This window comes from Stenotrophomonas sp., from assembly GCF_031995405.1.
Taxonomy (GTDB): Bacteria; Pseudomonadota; Gammaproteobacteria; order Xanthomonadales; family Xanthomonadaceae; genus Stenotrophomonas.
In genome coordinates this window covers 73,154-88,531 of the sequence record NZ_DAMAGC010000001.1, presented here as the reverse complement: position 1 = coordinate 88,531, position 15,378 = coordinate 73,154, and the positions used below count along the sequence as shown (strand labels likewise).

Sequence of the window (15,378 nt, the reverse complement as noted above, 5' to 3'; positions counted from 1 at the left end):
CCGCTCAGGTCACCCAGCCGGCAATCACCAGCAACGCCAGCGCAGCCATCCACAGCAACAGCATCCGCCACACCAGGCTCATCGCATCGCGCAGCTCCGGCAGGCGGCGCCACACCGGCACCATGCCCGCATCGCTGTAATCGTGTGCGTCTTCGCGCAGTTCCGCGCTCACGCTGGCGCGCGCCACCGCACCCAGGAATACCGTCGAGCCCGCCCACTGGTTGCCGTGCGCCTGTCGCCACGCCTTGTAGGCCGTGTCGAAATTGCCCACCAGCGCCATCGACAGTGACATCAGCTGCGCCACCGGCCATTCCAGCCAGCCCAGTACGATGCGCGCACCGGCCATGCAGTCCACGGTCGCCAGCGAACGCATCGGACCGACCGCCAGCAACGCCAGCAGCCGATACGCCAGCGCGCCCACCGGGCCCAGCAGCAGGAACCAGAACAGCACCGCGAACCAGCGCCGCAGCGCATTGAGCACTGTCGCCTCGACCAGCGAAGGTACGTCTTCGTGCAGGCTGCCGCCGGCTGATTGCAGCTGCGCGATCGCCACGTGGCGGGTCGGGGCGTCATCGGCGTCGATCACCGCTTCGACGTCACGGTCCAGGTCGCGTGGGCCCCAGCAGATCACCAGCGTGGCCACGCCCAGCAACAGCGAGGGCAGGCCGAACAGGCGGCCATGCAGCGCCCACTGCACCAGCAGGAGCAGCAGCACCCACGGCAGCAACGCCACGATCCAGCCCTGGCGGCCACGCCAGAAGCCCGATGGCGCCGCGTGCGCGTCCAGCCATTGCAGCCAGCGCCGGTACAGTCCGAAGCGGCGCAGCGCCACCGCCGCGGCAGGCGCGACGTGGCCGAGGGCCAAGGCGACCAGCACGGCGACGAGGGTGGTGAACATGTAAGCCTCCGGCGCGGTTTCTGGCCGCTACTATGCCCTGCAGCCCGGCAATTCCCCGGGCCGTTGGTAATGTACGCCGTCGCGTGTTCAGCCAGCGGCAACGCCGGCCTGCGATCAGCCCACCTGCTGGCGGTACCAGTGCTCGATGAGGCTGCGCGAGATCGAAATCGGTGGCGACAGGCGGATGCCCTGGCCGTCGTCGTCGACATCGCGCGCCAACGCAGCGCCCACTTCCTCGGCCGTGAACCAGCGCGCGTCCTCGAGCTCGCCATTGACCGTCGGCACGTCGTCCTCGGCGGTGGCGGCAAAGCCCAGCATCAATGCGCCGGGGAATGGCCACGGCTGGGTGCCCAGGTAGCGGCATTCGCGCACCCGCACCTTGCTCTCTTCGAAGACTTCCCGCACCACGGTCTGTTCCAGCGATTCACCCGGTTCGACGAACCCGGCCAGCACCGAATAGCGGCGCGGCGCCCAGTTGGCCTGGCGCCCGAGCAGCAGCCGCCCGTTGTTTTCCACCGCCACGATCACCGCCGGGTCCACGCGCGGGTAATGCTCGGTGCCGCATTGCGCGCAGCGGCCGACGAAGCCGCCGCGCGAGAAGGTGACCGCGCCACCACACACGCCGCAGAAGCGCGTGCGCGAGTGCCAGTAGGACATGCCACGTGCGTAGCAGAAGGCACTGGCGTCGGCGGCCGACCAGCTCGTTGCCGATTCGCGCAGGTCCACCCGTTGCGGGGCGGTGACATCGATGGCGGATGCTTCCAGCGAGAACCAGGCACGCTCGCCGCGCAGGCCCAGGAAAATCGCGGTCCCCGGCCCCCCGCCCAGCTGCGCGCCGGTCAGCGGCAGGGGCTGGCCATCATCGCCGGCCAGTGCGCGGCCGTCCTGGTCCAGGACCAGGACATGCGCATCGGGCCACAGGCGTGCCAACGCATCGGCGTCATCACGCAGCGTATCGGCACGTTCGAGGGGTTCGGTAGTGAAGGCGAAACCGGACAGCGGCGAAGAAAATCTGGACATGCGTAAAGCCTGCCCATATTCGACGACAGTGGCAAGCACCGGCCGACCCATCGGGTCACCGGCGCAGGCCGATCACATGCTGAAACTGCTGCCGCAGCCGCAGGTGGTCTTGGCGTTCGGATTGCGGATCACGAACTGCGCGCCGGTCAGGCTCTCGGTGTAATCGACCTCGGCACCCATCAGGTACTGCAGGCTCAGCGGATCGACCAGCAGGGTGACCCCGTTGGTGTCCACGGCCAGGTCGTCTTCGGCACGGTTCTCGTCGAACTCGAAGCCGTACTGGAAGCCGGAGCAGCCACCGCCCTGGATGTAGACGCGCAGGGCAAGCGAGGTGCTGGCCTCGTCCTGGATCAGTTCCTTCACTTTGGCCGCAGCGGCCTCGGTGAAGTTCAGGGGACGGTCCAGCGACTGGTAGTTCGGCGCGGGCGCGGGGGCGCCGGGCAGGGAAACAAGCGTGCTCATGCCCCCAGCATGGGGGCGCATGAGCACGCTTTCAAGCGACGGCCCGTTCAGGCCATCGCGTCGGCGAGCTTCTTGCGGGCGCTGCTGTCCTTGCCCTTGTCGGCGTTTTCATCGGCCGGCGGCGGCAGGGCCATCTGGGCGTTGCCGTGGATCAGGCGACCGGTCAGCTGGGCGCCGGCGTTCATTTCCACCACCTGGTAGTGGATGTTGCCGGTGACCCGCGCGGTCGGGGTCAGCTCGACCTTCTCGCTGGCGTGCACGTCCCCGTCCAGGCGGCCGCTGAGGACCACCACCTGGGCGCGGATCTCCCCCTCGATGCTGCCCTGCTCGGCCAGTGTCAGGGTGGCGTTGGCCGCCCCGTCGGCGGCGATCACCTTGCCCAGGATGGTGCCTTCCACATACAGGCCCCCACTGAATTCCACGTCACCGCGGATCACCACCTGCGCGCCGATCAGCGCGTCCACGACCAGATGTCCGTCGCGGTTGGATTTATTGCTGCCAAACATGGGCTTACTCCCCTTCTTTTGCCGATGGTGCAGCCGGTGCGCCGGCCTGCTTCCAATCAAAAACCTGGGTGGCGCCCCCCGCGCCCGATCCCAGCGTGACCCGCACACGTTGCGGGGTGAAGTCTTTCGGCAGGATGATGCTGCCGGTGAGCTGCTGGAAGTACCGGAAGGAATACTCCTGGCCCGGCACCTTGGTGCGCTGGTGCAGCTCGTCCCAGCTGACCGAGATCAGCTTGCCGCCTTTGACACCTTCCACGGTGAAACGCATCTGACCCTGGCTGATCGCGCCAAGGTTCAGGTTCTGGGTGAGCACCACCGCGTACTGCCAGGTGCCGCCGGTCTCCGGTGAGAACTCGACCGAATGGGTGTTCAGGCCCTTGCGCTGGCTGGTCGCCCCCACCAGACGCTCATAGAAGGCCACGTCCGCGCGCAGCCCGGCGATCTCTTCATCGCGCTCGCCCAGCGAGGTCTGCACTTCATTGTTGGCCGCGCGGCTGATGCGGTCGGAGGCCTGCAGCGTGGCCTGGCGTTGCTGCAGTTCCACCACCTGCCTGTTGAGCGCATCGGCGTGCGCCTCTGCGGCCTCCAGCTGCTTGCCCACATCGCCGCCGGGGCCGGCGGTCCAGCGGCCGATCAGTGCCGCCAGGATCAGGGTGACCAGCCACACCCCGGCCAGGATGGCCAGGCGACGGCGATCGGGCGCGGGCGCGTTGCCGGGCCGGCGGATCTGGATACGGGACGGTGTGGGGTTGCTCATGGCGGATGTCCGCGGCAGCGCCCAAGGCGATACCGGCACGGCCTCTGTCGGAACGATCGACTGGTTAGTGTAAGTCAGGGTCGGCCGATTTCACGCGCCCCCAGGCGTGGCCGACAGTGGCGTTCATCGACGTCATCCCCGATAGTGTGGGCCTGTGCACACTTTGCAGGCGGAGTGCGTCCCATGACCGAAGCCCATCTGTTCGTCATCGGCATCCTGCTGGCCTGGCTGGCCGGCATCCGCGTGTACCTGACCGTATTCGGCGTGGGCCTGGCCGGGCTGCTCGGCTGGGTCGATCTGCCGCCGGCGCTGCAGGCCACCGAATCCTGGTGGGTGCTGGGCACCTCGGCGGTGCTGGCCATTGCCGAGTTCTTCGCCGACAAGATCCCCGGGGTGGATTCGGTCTGGGACCTCGTGCAGACCCTGGCGCGGGTGCCCGCTGGCGCCTTCCTGGCCGCGGCCACCCTGTCGCCCAGTGGCGAACTCAGTGGCACCGCGCTGGTGGCCGGTGCCGGGGTGGCGCTGGCCAGCCATGGATTGAAGTCCGGCACCCGCGCCCTGCTCAATACCTCGCCCGAACCGGCCAGCAACTGGATGGCCTCGGCTGCGGAAGACACCGTGGTGGTCGGCGGGCTGGCACTGGCACTGGCGCATCCGTGGCTGGCCCTGATCGTGGTGATCGGCTGCAGCCTGGCAGGCGCGCTGGTGGTGTGGCTGGTCTGGCGCACCTTGTGGAAAGGCATGCGCTGGCTGCTCGGGCAGGCCAGCCCAGCGCCCGGTGCGCTGGCGAACCGCGACGTGCTGCCACCGTAAACAGGAGCATGCACGGCATAATTGCGCCGCAGACTGGGAGTACTGATGGCCGTCACCGAAAACGTTGTTGCATCCGCCCGCGCCACGCGCGCTGAAACCCCGCCGGCCGACCATTGGCAGCGCTGGGTCGGGACGCCCGCGCCGGTCGCGGCGCCCAGCAACGTGGTGCCGCTCACCGCTGCCATCGCCGTTGCACCGGTTCCGCCGCCGATGCCACCGCTGCCACCGCTGCAACCGTCCGCACAGGATGACGGCGCCGCGCCGCTGGCCCTGGATGCACCGTATCGGGTGCTGATCGTTGAAGACGACCGCTCGCAGGCCCTGTTCGCGCAGAGCGTGCTGCACGGCGCCGGGATGGAAGCCATCGTGCACAGCGATGCCGAAGGCGTGCAGCAGGCGATCGCCGAGAACCGCCCCGACCTGATCCTGATGGACCTGCACCTGCCCGGCCTGGACGGCATGCGCCTGACCGCGCTGATCCGCCAGCAACCCGGCCAGCAGCTGCTGCCGATCGTATTCCTCAGCGGCGACCCGGACCCGGAGCGCCAGTTCGAAGTGCTCGACAGCGGCGCCGACGACTTCCTCAGCAAGCCGATCCGCCCGCGCCACCTGATCGCAGCGGTCTCCAACCGGATCCGCCGCGCCCGAGCGCAGGCGGCCTCGCAACCGGGCGCCCATGGTGCCCCGGCGATGAACAATCCCGAGACCGGCCTGCCCACCCGTCACCACGTGATGCAGCAGTTGGCCGCGTCGCTGGCGCACCGCGATCACGGCGGGCTGTTCTTCATCGAAGTGGCCAGTGCACTGGGCCTGCGCGAGCGCTATGGCTATGCCGCGTTCGAGCGCCTGATGGTGCAGGCCGCGCAGCGCCTGGCCGATACCGCGCAGCCGCACCTGCTGGCGCGCTTGAATGACAACAGCTTCCTGGTACTGGCGCGTGGCATCGACGAGGAGAGCCTGGACAGGATGGCCCAGCACCTGCGCGAGCAGCTGTCCGCCCGTGCGTTCGTGATCCGCGATGACGAATCGGTGCACCTGCGCGGCGTGGTCGGCCATGCGCAGCTGTCGCCGGGCTTCAGCGACGCCGGCACCGCGCTGGAGGCGGTGGAGCGTACGACGCTGCAGGCCCGTCTGCTCAGCGCCGGCGTGGCCGCGCATGTGCGCCGCGAGGATGTCGCCGCACAGGAACACCTGGCCCTGCTCGAAGGCCAGCTTGAACTGGCCTACCAGCCGATCGTGGCCGTGGCCGGTGGCGATACCGCCCAGTACCAGGTGCTGCTGCGGCTGCGCCAGGCCGATGGCAGCGTGCTCACGGCCGGCCAGGTGATCCCCGCCGCCGAAGCCGCCGGGCGCATCGCCGACCTGGACCAGCAGGTTCTCGATCACGCGCTTGGGCTGCTCGATCTCTACCGCCACGCCACCCAGCCGTTGCACCTGTTCGTGTCGCAGTCGCTGCGCACGCTGGCCCGCGACGCCTTCGCCGACTGGCTGCTGGAATCGCTGGAGCGTCGCCAGATCCCCGGCAGCGCGGTGGTCATCGACGTGCGCCTGCCCGACGCGCTGATCCACACCGTCACCCTGCAGCAGTTCTGCACGCGCATGAGCGCGGCCGGGGTGCGCTTCTGCCTGAGCCAGTTCGAGCCGGGCAGCGAAGCCAACGCGCTGCTCACCCAGCTTCCGCTGAGCTACGTGCGCATGGCCGCCCGCTTCTCCAGCGCACACGCCAACCAGCACACCCGCGACGAGCTGCGCGCTGCGATCGAAAACGCGCACCGCGCGGGGCTGCAGATCATCGGACAGCAGATCGAAGACCCCCAGGCGGCCGCCGCGATGTGGATGGGCGGGGTCGACTTCATCCAGGGCAACATGGTGCAGTCGGCAGGCAGTGAACTGAACTTCGACTTCCACAACACGGTGTTGTGAGCATGACGACCCACGGACGGGTTCCACGCGCACTCTGGCTGGCAGCGATGGCGGCCGCCGTTGCGGGTACGGCCGCGATCCTGGCCGCCCTCGGCAGCCGCGGGCCGTGGCCGCTCATCGCCGCCGGGGCCGCGGTGCTGGCGGTGATCGCCAGCCTGGTCAGCGTGCAGCACTGGCGCGACACCCAGCAGCGGTTGCAGCAGCTGCAGCGGCGTGGCGATGCACTGGCCCGCGAGCGCGACCAGCTGCAACACGCGGTGCAGCAGCAGGACGCGCTGGAGCAGGAACTGCTGCGCGCCAAGCAGGCCGCCGAAGCCGCCGCGTTGGCCAAGGGCGAATTCCTCGCCACCATGAGCCACGAAATCCGCACCCCGCTCAACGGCATCCTGCCGATGCTGGACCTGATCGCAGGCGGACAGCTCGGCAGCGACCAGCGGCAGATGCTGCAGACCGCCACGGTCAGCTCGCAGCAGCTGCTGCGCATCGTCGATGACATCCTTGATTACTCCCGTCTGGAGGCCAAGGGCCTGGACCTGGAGATCACCACCTTCAACCTGCGCGAGCTGCTCGAGGGCCTGGTCCAGCTGATGCAGCGCACCGCCGATCCCAAGGCGCTGACGCTGTCGCTGGAGCTGGACCCGGCGGTGCGGCTGTCGGTGCGCGGCGATCCGGTGCGGCTGCGCCAGGTGCTGGGCAACCTGCTGGTCAATGCGATCAAGTTCACCGAGCGCGGCCAGATCCGTGTGCGCGTGCAACGCCAGGGCGAAACCAGCGCGCAGCACCAGTTGCGCTTCGAGGTCATCGACACCGGTATCGGCATCGACGCGGCCCTGCAGTCGCGCCTGTTCCAGTCCTTCAGTCAGGCCGATGCCTCCACTACCCGCATCTATGGCGGAACCGGGCTGGGGCTGGCGATCTGCAAGCGCATCATCGACCTGATGCACGGGCGCATCGGCGTCACCTCCACGCCGGGCCAGGGCGCCACGTTCTGGTTCGAGATCCCGTTGCTGAAGGTGATCGGCGACCTGCCCGCGCTCGGCAGCGGCAGCGGCACCACCCGCGCCCTGCTGGTTAGCACCGATGCACCGCTGGCCGCGCGCCTGGAGCGCGTGCTGGAGCACCACGACGTGCGCCTGCACGTGGTGGACAGCGCCTCGACCGCGCTGGACATCCTGCGCGCGCCGCAGCGCCCCGGCATCGAGCCGGCGTTGACCTGGGTGATCGCCGACACCGACGCGCTGCGCCATGGCGCCACGGCGCTGCATCGGGCGGTCCTGCGCGACGCGCGCGATCCCACCCCGAAACTGCTGTGGCTGCAGGGCAAGGACGCGCTGGCGCCGGTGCTGCTCAGCGATGCGCTGGCGTTGCCCCGCGACGCCGTCGACAGCGAACTGCATGCCGTGCTGCGTCCCGTCAGCGCCCCGGCGCGCCCGGCGCCGCTGCTGGCCGAGGTCGATGCCGATGCCGGCCGCGAGGCGTCGCCGCAACTCGGCCTGCGCGTGCTGCTGGTGGAAGACAACAGCGTCAACCTGGCCGTCGCCCAACGCCTGTTGCAGGTGCTGGGGTGCAGCGTGGTGACCGCCAACGACGGCGAGCAGGCGCTGCAGTGCCTGGCTACCCAACCCTTCGACCTGGTACTGATGGATTGCCAGATGCCGGTGCTGGATGGCTACCAGGCCACGCGTCGCTGGCGTGCGCGGGAAGCCGAAAACGGTGCCGTGCGCCTGCCGGTGGTGGCGATGACCGCCAACGCCATGGCCGGCGACCGCGAGCGCTGCCTGCAGGCCGGCATGGACGACTACCTGTCCAAACCGGTCAACCGCGCTTCGCTGCAGGCCTGCCTGCAACGCTGGCAGGGCGAGGTGCCGGCAGAACAGACGCCGTTGCAGACACTGCGCGAGCCGGACCCGGCCGACATCGCCGCAGGCCTGGCGGCATTGGGCGCGGCCGGCTTCGGCGAGAACGGCGAGGAGTCGCTACCGGTGCTGGACAACAGCGTGCTGGATGAACTGCTGGAGGTGATCGGTGCGCAGACCGCGCAGATCATCGGCGTGTTCCTGGACGACACCCCCGCGCTGATCCAGCAACTGCAGGATGCCTCGGTCGCCGCCGACCTGGACCAGCTGCGCGCCATCGCACACAGCCTCAAATCCGCCAGCGCGAACGTGGGGGCCATCGCCCTGTCGGCGGCGGCGCGTCGGATCGAACACGACGCACGCGCCGGCACGCTGGAGCGTCCCGCCGTGGCGGTGGCGCTGTTGATCGCCGAGTTCGCCCGCGCACGGATTGCGCTGGCCGGCTATCAGAACGGCCTGCGCGCCCCGCTGCAGGGCTGACTCAGTCGTCCAGCTTGGTGAGCAGGTAGTTCGGCTCGCTGATGCGTTCGATCAGATCCAGCTGCGTTTCCAGCCAGTCGATGTGCTCCTCTTCGGAGTCCAGGATCTTCACGAACAGCTGGCGGCTCACGTAGTCGCCCACCGAATCGGCATACGACACCGCGTCGCGCAGCGTGACCACGCCGTCGCGCTCCAGCGCCAGGTCGCACTGCAGGATCTCGGTCGGGTTCTCACCGATGCGCAGCTTGCCCAGCGCCTGGAAGTTCGGCAGGCCTTCGAGGAACAGGATGCGATCGGACAGCATGTCGGCATGCTTCATCTCTTCGATCGACTCCTTGTACTCGTGGTCGGCCAGTTCCTTCAGGCCCCAGTTCTTCAGCATCTTGGCGTGCAGGAAGTACTGGTTGATCGCGGTCAGCTCGTTGTAGAGGACCTTGTTGAGGAATTCGATGACTTTGGCGTCGCCCTTCATGAGCTGCTCCTGCTGCGTGTGAACGCGCGCACTGTAGCGCTTCCCCGCTGGCCATGAAGGAACGCGAATCGTGCTCAATTGCACCGAGCAGGCTATGTCCCACTGACGAAGGGCGTTCTTGCCCGTCCGGCCGGGCACACGCAGAGCACCGCCAGATTGCCGCCAATGGCAAAGGTCCAGCCCCCTTCCATAGGCCAGACATGCCCAGGCAGCACGCTCGGCCCGTCAACTCCAGCACGGTCAGCATCACTTCCGTGCGGCATCAGCTTGCAGCGATTGCACGCAGCCTATATCCGGACATGTGGCATCAGCCACACATGAGCCAGCGCTCCCTATCCAATGACGATTGAACTCAGCGCGACAGCAAGGACAGAGACCAGGATCAGCAAGGTCCACTCTGCAACATCAAAGTGTCGGGCAGGAAAGAATGAACGCGCCTTCTCTCGAAAACCCGAGCGGAGCAACCGACGTCTGCTCGAAAGGAAAATGAAATAGGCGCAGACGCACCACCCTGCGGCCAGGACAATTACAGCCATATGCGTCACGCGCCTCCTGAAACCATGCGTTCCCGCGCCTGCCGACGCGTACTTGCCACGCCGGAAATGATCTTGAAGATCGAATCCAAGGCGGTGCCTTCCAGTGCCACACGCTCGATGCTTCGCCCATCGGACAACGGGCGCCTCATGTTGGCACGAATGACCAACGGTCCCGGCGGAGCGCCCAAGGCAAGGCCTGTGAAGAGAAGAACAGCATGTGACATGTTCCAGATATGCCACGGCCGATATGGAACAACTACACCATGTTGAGCGGATTGCCCGCTCAACCGCCGCGAACCGCTCAGGCGGCCTGCAGGCCCAACACCGGCAACGGCAGGTCGTGGGTGGCGCTGAACTTGGCCAGCAGGTCGGCCGCCATGTCCAGGCACGAGCCGCAGGTGGCACCACAGCCGGTGCGCATGGTCAGCTCGGACACGCTTGCGACACCGCTTTGCGCGGCTTCGCGGATCTGGTGGTCGGTAACCCCGTTGCAGATGCAGACGTACACGTGCGGACTCGGCAGGCAGGCCCGGATCGGCCTGCTGCTATTCCAATCGAAACGAGAATGGTTGTCAATTTCGTATCTGAATCATTCTCGATACGGTTCAGCCAGCCGGTCCACACCCGCCGGAGTTGGCGGCACAACGTCGACCGCCCCCCCCGCCCCCCGCTGGAACCACGACCCGGGTCGTGTCGCCGTCTCAGGGGGTGCCCGGCTCGCCCTTGGCCTTCTTCGGCCAGTAGCCCCGCTTGGGCGGCGGCGTGCTCCGTTTGCGCGGTCGATCGTGCCCGGCCGTGTTACCCGGCATCCAGGCCTCCTGGGCGGACTTGGGCATCGATTCCACCCCGGTCCCGGCCACCCCACGCGCCAACGGCGCCAGATGGCGCAGCGCACGCGCATAGACGCCGCGCTTGAACATGACCACATGTTCCACCGGGTACCAGAAATCCACCCAGCGCCACTGGTCGAACTCGGGGCTGTCGGTATGGTCCAGCGACACATGGGATTCGTCGCCGGCCAGCCGCAGCAGGAACCACACCTGCTTCTGGCCGATACAGACCTGTTTCTCATTGCGGCGGATGGCCCGTGCCGGCAGCCGATAGCGAAGCCAACCCGGCGTCGCCCCGAGCACTTCGACGTGCTCTGGCAACAACCCGGTTTCTTCGTGCAACTCGCGATACATGGCTTCGACAGGCGTCTCGTCGGTATTCATGCCGCCCTGCGGGAACTGCCAGCCGTCCCGGCGCACACGTCGCGCCCAGAACACCTGCCCGTCCTCCCGCATCAGCACAATACCGACGTTCGGTCGATAGCCGTCCGGATCGATCACGATGCGGACTCCTAGAAAAATCTACTGTCCGGGACTGTGACACGCCGGCTGTCCACTCACAAGCGCGATGAAAAAGTGTTGACAGATCCCGGATACATCTCCAGAATTACCGGCTCCCTAGGCTATGTAGCTCAGCCGGTTAGAGCACAGCACTCATAATGCTGGGGTCGGTGGTTCGAGTCCACCCATAGCCACCAAGTTCATCTTGGTTTTGTAGGGAAAAAGTGCAATACTTGCACGCAGATATTGCCCCGTCGCCAAGCGGTAAGGCACCTGACTCTGACTCAGGCATTCGGTGGTTCGAATCCATCCGGGGCAGCCAAATAAAACAAAAGGCCTGATCGAAAGATCAGGCCTTTTGTTTTATTTGGTGCGGTTGGCTGGGCGCTATGCGCCCAGCACCCAACCTTGCGCGGCAAGCTTGGGGTCCGCCTCCTTCACCTCCACATCCCGCGCCTGTCGGCGCGCGCCTTGAACTCCAAGGGGGCTCCTTCGCCTGATGGTGCAGGACGGGCGCTGGGCGCCATTGGGGCGGGCGGGCAGCATCTCGCCATCGACGGCGAGATGCGCCGTGATTGATGGGCGATGACGCCAGCGCGGGCAGCGGCCCGGATGATGGAAGCGCGCAATCGGGGTCGCGACCATCGCAGGCGACACCATCGGCCCGCGATGGGCGACGAGGTTGCCGGCCAGCGGCCGGCACTACCGATTCAAAGCCTCCAGGCGCCCACCCCGTTTCGCCTCGCTTTTCCCTGCGCACCAGCCAACTGTCGAGGGTCGGCGCGGGTGGGTTGGCGGGACCCTGAGCCGCATGGATGCGGCGACGGAGCTTACACGGATGTACTTGCAGCGTGTCCCGACAATCCACCCGCGCCGACCCAGCCAGGCCAATGCGCAGAGCAGATGCCTTGGCTTTGGCTTTCGTTATCGGGCAATGGCAACAGAAGAGGTAGAGGGGACGGCGACGGCGACGGCGACGGCAGCCGAGCATGGCTCGGCTCTACGCGGCCTGTTTCCGGCACCCTGCACCGCCCTTGGCAATGCGGCATCCCACAAACGACAAAAGCCCGGCCGAAGCCGGGCTTTTGCTGTCCTCCCAGCGGGATCCCGAAGGATCCCACGCCAGGGGCGTTGGATCAGCGCTTGGAGAACTGGGTGGCGCGACGTGCCTTGTGCAGACCGACCTTCTTACGCTCGACTTCACGGGCGTCACGGGTCATGAAGCCAGCCTTGCGCAGCTCGGACTTCAGGGTTTCGTCGTACTCGACCAGCGCACGGGCGATGCCCAGACGGATCGCACCGGCCTGGCCGGTGGTGCCGCCGCCAGCGGCGGTGACCATGATGTCGAAGCTTTCGGTGTTCTTGGTCAGCTCCAGCGGCTGGCGCACGATCATGCGCGCGGTTTCACGGCCAAAGAACTCGTCCAGCGGACGGCCATTGACGGTGATGTTGCCGGCGCCCTTGCGCAGGAACACGCGGGCGGTGGAGGACTTGCGGCGGCCGGTGCCGTAGTTTTGAGTGATAGCCATGATTAGATATCCAGAACCTGAGGCTGCTGAGCGGCGTGCGGGTGCTCGGAACCCGAGTACACCTTGAGCTTGCGGTACATGGCGCGGCCCAGCGGGCCCTTCGGCAGCATGCCCTTGACGGCGGTCTCGATGACGCGCTCCGGGTGGCGCTCAAGCGCCTGGGCCAGAGTTTCGGTCTTCAGGTTGCCGATGTAGCCAGTGAAACGGTGATACAGCTTGTCCTGCAGCTTCTTGCCGGTGACGACAATCTTTTCTGCATTGATGACAACCAGGTAATCACCGGTATCAACGTGAGGGGTGTAAACCGGCTTGTGCTTGCCGCGCAGACGGCGGGCCAGCTCGGTGGACAGACGGCCCAGCGTCTTGCCGGAAGCGTCGACGAGATACCAGTCACGCTGGACGGTCTCGGACTTTGCAGTGAAAGTGCTCATGAAAGAACTCAAGTAGGTCGGGCTCATTGCGGCGCTGAACGGCCGGAACTCTGCCACGCGTTGTGAAGAGGCGGGATTGTACCGGCGCGCCCCCGCACATGCAAGTTGACCCCCGCCGTGGCTTGGCACGCCGCCCCCGGGGGGCGAGAATCGACGATCCCCCGCTGCACGCCGCCCCGCCATGACCGCGACCCGCCAGATCACCCCGCTCGATCACCTGCTGACCGAAGCCCAGCGCGCCCTGGACACGGTGTTCGGCAACCCGCCGGCCAGCCGCCCCTACCCCGCCCAGGCCACGCCGGACGTGCAGATGGCCACCGCCGAGCGCCGCCATGCCGCCGGCCTGATGCGCATCAACCATGTCGGCGAGGTGTGCGCCCAAGGCCTGTACTTCGGCCAGGCTGCGGTCGCCCAGGAGCCGCAGACCCGTGCGCACCTGCTCGACGCGGCCCAGGAAGAGACCGATCACCTGGCCTGGTGCGCCCAGCGCCTGCGCGAACTGGACAGCCGCCCCAGCCTGTTCAACCCGATCTGGTACGCCGGCAGCTACACCATCGGCACCCTGGCCGGGCTGCGCGGCGACGGCTGGAACCTGGGCTTCGTGGTGGAAACCGAGCGCCAGGTCGAAGCCCATCTGGACGAACACCTGGACACCCTGCCCCCGGCCGACCTGCGCAGCCGCGAGATCCTCAAGGTGATGAAGATCGACGAGGCCCGCCATGCCGACCACGCCGAACATGCCGGCGCCCGCAAGCTGCCATTCCCGATTCCCTCGGTGATGGCGCTGGCGTCCAAGGTGATGAAGACCATCGCCTACCGCCTCTAGGCAGTGCCGGCCGCTGGCCGGCAACCACATGCCCCCCCCTCGAGGGACGCGTTGCCGGCCAGCGGCCGGCGCTACCGGGGGGCGCGCGTGCGACGTCCTTCAGACGCGCCGATCAGCCCCCGACCAGCTTCAACCCGATCACGCCGGCCACGATCAGACCCACGCAGGCCAGCCGCGGCAGCGAGGCGCTGTCGCCGAACAGGACCATGCCCAGCGTCGCCACGCCGAGAGCACCGATGCCGGTCCAGATCGCATAGGCGGTGCCGACCGGGATCGACTTCATCGCCTGGCTCATCAGGTACAGGCTGACCAGCGCCGCACCGACGGTGGCCAGGGTGGGCAGCGGCTTGCTGAAGCCCTCCGAGTACTTCATTCCGATCGCAAAGCCGATTTCGAATAGACCGGCGAGCAGCAGATATATCCAGGGCATGGGGGCACTCCTTGGGTTGCCGGCCCGTCGGGGTTGCCGGCCAACGGCCGGCACGACAGAAAGCAGGCCGTTGAAAACAGAAACGGCCCGGTGTCTTCACACCGGACCGCCGTCGGTTGGCTCCCCTGGCACCGGATCTGCGCAGATCCGGACACCACGGGGGGCGGGCCGTCCCGCCAGGTGCAGCACCGCCACCGGTTGCCCGGGGCGGCTGTCACGTGTGTGTTACTCGGCCAGGTTGCGCCCGTGGAACAGCTCTTCGATCTCACGACGCAGCAGCGCCTCGATCTTCATGCGTTCCTTGAACGACAGGTTCTTGGCCTTCTCTTCGAACAGGTACTGGTCCAGGTCGAAGTCCTTCAGGTGCATCTTCGTGTGGAAGATGTTTTCCTGATAGACGTTGACGTCGAACATCTCGTAACGCGACTTGATGTTCTTGGCCAGGAAGTTCTGGATCGAGTGGATCTTGTGATCGATGTAGTGCTTCTTGCCCTTTACATCACGGGTGAAGCCACGCACGCGGTAGTCCATGATCACGATGTCCGATTCCAGACTCTCGATCAGGTAGTTCAGCGCCTTCAGCGGCGAAATCACGCCACAGGTAGCCACATCGATGTCCGCGCGGAACGTGGCGATGCCCTCCTGCGGGTGGGTCTCCGGGTAGGTATGGACAGTGATGTGGCTCTTGTCCATGTGCGCGACCACGGCATCGGAGATCAACTCCTTGCCGGCCTGCTTCTTGTCGATCACCGGTTCTTCAGAGATCAGGATCGTCACCGAGGCACCCTGCGGATCGTAATCCTGGCGCGCCACGTTGAGGATGTTGGCGCCGATGATCTCGGCGACATCGGTCAAGATCTGAGTAAGCCTATCGGCGTTGTACTCTTCATCAATGTATTCGATGTAACGCTGACGCTCTTCTTCGGTGCGCGCGTAACACACGTCATAGATGTTGAAGCTCAGCGCCTTGGTGAGGTTGTTGAAACCCTGCAACCTCAGGCGAGGCAACGGCTTGACCACGGCGGTGGATCCTGTGAGTGGTGGGAAAGGCGCAATTATGGGGCAAAGTGATCGGGGGCGAAACTTGCATCGAAAGGAATAGGTGTGC

16 protein-coding genes and 2 tRNA genes are annotated in these 15,378 nt (G+C 66.7%); 6 read left to right on the top strand and 12 right to left on the bottom strand.

Annotation, left to right across the window (positions count from 1 at the left end):
* Window positions 1–4: 4 nt before the first annotated feature.
* The 5 genes from ampE to RTO53_RS00425 all read right to left on the bottom strand — a co-directional run bounded on the left by ampE (window position 5) and on the right by RTO53_RS00425 (window position 3,643).
* Window positions 5–898, bottom strand: coding sequence for a regulatory signaling modulator protein AmpE (ampE, locus tag RTO53_RS00445; RefSeq protein WP_312235932.1), 894 nt, complete (start codon window positions 896–898; stop codon window positions 5–7).
* Between the two features lie 114 nt (window positions 899–1,012).
* Entirely contained in the window at window positions 1,013–1,918 is a 906-nt protein-coding gene (nudC, locus tag RTO53_RS00440) for an NAD(+) diphosphatase (RefSeq protein WP_312235931.1), read from the bottom strand.
* Window positions 1,919–1,990: 72 nt separating this feature from the next.
* A complete protein-coding gene (gene erpA, locus RTO53_RS00435) occupies window positions 1,991–2,380 on the bottom strand; it encodes an iron-sulfur cluster insertion protein ErpA (RefSeq protein ID WP_256776573.1) in 390 nt (129 codons plus the stop codon).
* A 47-nt stretch (window positions 2,381–2,427) separates the two neighbouring features.
* Window positions 2,428–2,886: a polymer-forming cytoskeletal protein gene (locus RTO53_RS00430; protein WP_312235930.1), complete on the bottom strand. Its 459-nt coding sequence runs from the start codon at window positions 2,884–2,886 to the stop codon at window positions 2,428–2,430.
* A 4-nt stretch (window positions 2,887–2,890) separates the two neighbouring features.
* On the bottom strand, window positions 2,891–3,643 hold the full coding sequence (locus RTO53_RS00425) for a DUF6776 family protein (protein WP_312235929.1): 753 nt from the start codon (window positions 3,641–3,643) through the stop codon (window positions 2,891–2,893).
* A gap of 183 nt (window positions 3,644–3,826) precedes the next feature.
* Here RTO53_RS00425 and RTO53_RS00420 point away from each other — a divergent pair, with 183 nt between their 5' ends.
* The 3 genes from RTO53_RS00420 to RTO53_RS00410 are packed head-to-tail and all read left to right on the top strand — an operon-like array spanning window position 3,827 to window position 8,715.
* A complete protein-coding gene (locus tag RTO53_RS00420; protein ID WP_312235928.1) occupies window positions 3,827–4,456 on the top strand; it encodes a DUF4126 domain-containing protein in 630 nt (209 codons plus the stop codon).
* Between the two features lie 45 nt (window positions 4,457–4,501).
* Window positions 4,502–6,379, top strand: a complete 1,878-nt coding sequence (locus tag RTO53_RS00415; RefSeq protein ID WP_312235927.1) for an EAL domain-containing protein — start codon at window positions 4,502–4,504, stop codon at window positions 6,377–6,379.
* 47 nt (window positions 6,380–6,426) lie between these two features.
* Complete coding sequence (locus RTO53_RS00410; protein WP_312235926.1) at window positions 6,427–8,715, top strand: ATP-binding protein; 2,289 nt, start codon at window positions 6,427–6,429, stop codon at window positions 8,713–8,715.
* Window position 8,716: 1 nt separating this feature from the next.
* Here the strand turns inward: RTO53_RS00410 and bfr are convergent, their stop codons facing one another.
* From bfr to RTO53_RS00395, 3 genes are all read right to left on the bottom strand, one after another.
* Window positions 8,717–9,187, bottom strand: coding sequence for a bacterioferritin (gene bfr, locus RTO53_RS00405; protein ID WP_038685798.1), 471 nt, complete (start codon window positions 9,185–9,187; stop codon window positions 8,717–8,719).
* Window positions 9,188–10,024: 837 nt separating this feature from the next.
* A complete protein-coding gene (locus RTO53_RS00400) occupies window positions 10,025–10,231 on the bottom strand; it encodes a (2Fe-2S)-binding protein (protein ID WP_019185320.1) in 207 nt (68 codons plus the stop codon).
* A 193-nt stretch (window positions 10,232–10,424) separates the two neighbouring features.
* A complete protein-coding gene (locus RTO53_RS00395) occupies window positions 10,425–11,054 on the bottom strand; it encodes an RNA pyrophosphohydrolase (protein ID WP_312235925.1) in 630 nt (209 codons plus the stop codon).
* A gap of 120 nt (window positions 11,055–11,174) precedes the next feature.
* Here RTO53_RS00395 and RTO53_RS00390 point away from each other — a divergent pair.
* Both RTO53_RS00390 and RTO53_RS00385 read left to right on the top strand, forming a co-directional pair.
* Window positions 11,175–11,251, top strand: a tRNA-Met gene (locus RTO53_RS00390).
* A 50-nt stretch (window positions 11,252–11,301) separates the two neighbouring features.
* Window positions 11,302–11,376 (top strand) — tRNA-Gln (locus tag RTO53_RS00385).
* Between the two features lie 814 nt (window positions 11,377–12,190).
* Here the strand turns inward: RTO53_RS00385 and rpsI are convergent.
* Window positions 12,191–12,583 (bottom strand): 30S ribosomal protein S9, encoded by a 393-nt coding sequence (gene rpsI / locus RTO53_RS00380; RefSeq protein ID WP_017354549.1) that lies wholly within the window; start codon window positions 12,581–12,583, stop codon window positions 12,191–12,193.
* 2 nt (window positions 12,584–12,585) lie between these two features.
* Window positions 12,586–13,014 (bottom strand): 50S ribosomal protein L13, encoded by a 429-nt coding sequence (gene rplM, locus RTO53_RS00375; protein WP_256776566.1) that lies wholly within the window; start codon window positions 13,012–13,014, stop codon window positions 12,586–12,588.
* Between the two features lie 181 nt (window positions 13,015–13,195).
* Here rplM and coq7 point away from each other — a divergent pair, with 181 nt between their 5' ends.
* On the top strand, window positions 13,196–13,840 hold the full coding sequence (gene coq7, locus RTO53_RS00370; protein ID WP_312235924.1) for a 2-polyprenyl-3-methyl-6-methoxy-1,4-benzoquinone monooxygenase: 645 nt from the start codon (window positions 13,196–13,198) through the stop codon (window positions 13,838–13,840).
* 112 nt (window positions 13,841–13,952) lie between these two features.
* On the opposite strand, the gene sugE is transcribed toward coq7, so the two are convergent.
* Window positions 13,953–14,270, bottom strand: coding sequence for a quaternary ammonium compound efflux SMR transporter SugE (gene sugE / locus RTO53_RS00365; RefSeq protein WP_312235923.1), 318 nt, complete (start codon window positions 14,268–14,270; stop codon window positions 13,953–13,955).
* Between the two features lie 225 nt (window positions 14,271–14,495).
* Window positions 14,496–15,290, bottom strand: a complete 795-nt coding sequence (gene speD / locus RTO53_RS00360) for an adenosylmethionine decarboxylase (protein WP_228885889.1) — start codon at window positions 15,288–15,290, stop codon at window positions 14,496–14,498.
* Window positions 15,291–15,378: the final 88 nt, after the last annotated feature.

Bases quoted from the DNA above. Each gene is read 5' to 3' on its own strand.
- RTO53_RS00425 (WP_312235929.1), bottom strand. From the start codon at position 3,643: ATGAGCAACCCCACACCGTCCCGTATCCAGATCCGCCGGCCCGGCAAC.
- RTO53_RS00410 (WP_312235926.1), top strand. From the start codon at position 6,427: ATGGCGGCCGCCGTTGCGGGTACGGCCGCGATCCTGGCCGCCCTCGGC.
- sugE (WP_312235923.1), bottom strand. From the start codon at position 14,270: ATGCCCTGGATATATCTGCTGCTCGCCGGTCTATTCGAAATCGGCTTT.
- coq7 (WP_312235924.1), top strand. From the start codon at position 13,196: ATGACCGCGACCCGCCAGATCACCCCGCTCGATCACCTGCTGACCGAA.
- RTO53_RS00415 (WP_312235927.1), top strand. From the start codon at position 4,502: ATGGCCGTCACCGAAAACGTTGTTGCATCCGCCCGCGCCACGCGCGCT.
- rplM (WP_256776566.1), bottom strand. From the start codon at position 13,014: ATGAGCACTTTCACTGCAAAGTCCGAGACCGTCCAGCGTGACTGGTAT.
- nudC (WP_312235931.1), bottom strand. From the start codon at position 1,918: ATGTCCAGATTTTCTTCGCCGCTGTCCGGTTTCGCCTTCACTACCGAA.
- rpsI (WP_017354549.1), bottom strand. From the start codon at position 12,583: ATGGCTATCACTCAAAACTACGGCACCGGCCGCCGCAAGTCCTCCACC.
- erpA (WP_256776573.1), bottom strand. From the start codon at position 2,380: ATGAGCACGCTTGTTTCCCTGCCCGGCGCCCCCGCGCCCGCGCCGAAC.
- ampE (WP_312235932.1), bottom strand. From the start codon at position 898: ATGTTCACCACCCTCGTCGCCGTGCTGGTCGCCTTGGCCCTCGGCCAC.
- bfr (WP_038685798.1), bottom strand. From the start codon at position 9,187: ATGAAGGGCGACGCCAAAGTCATCGAATTCCTCAACAAGGTCCTCTAC.
- RTO53_RS00420 (WP_312235928.1), top strand. From the start codon at position 3,827: ATGACCGAAGCCCATCTGTTCGTCATCGGCATCCTGCTGGCCTGGCTG.
- RTO53_RS00430 (WP_312235930.1), bottom strand. From the start codon at position 2,886: ATGTTTGGCAGCAATAAATCCAACCGCGACGGACATCTGGTCGTGGAC.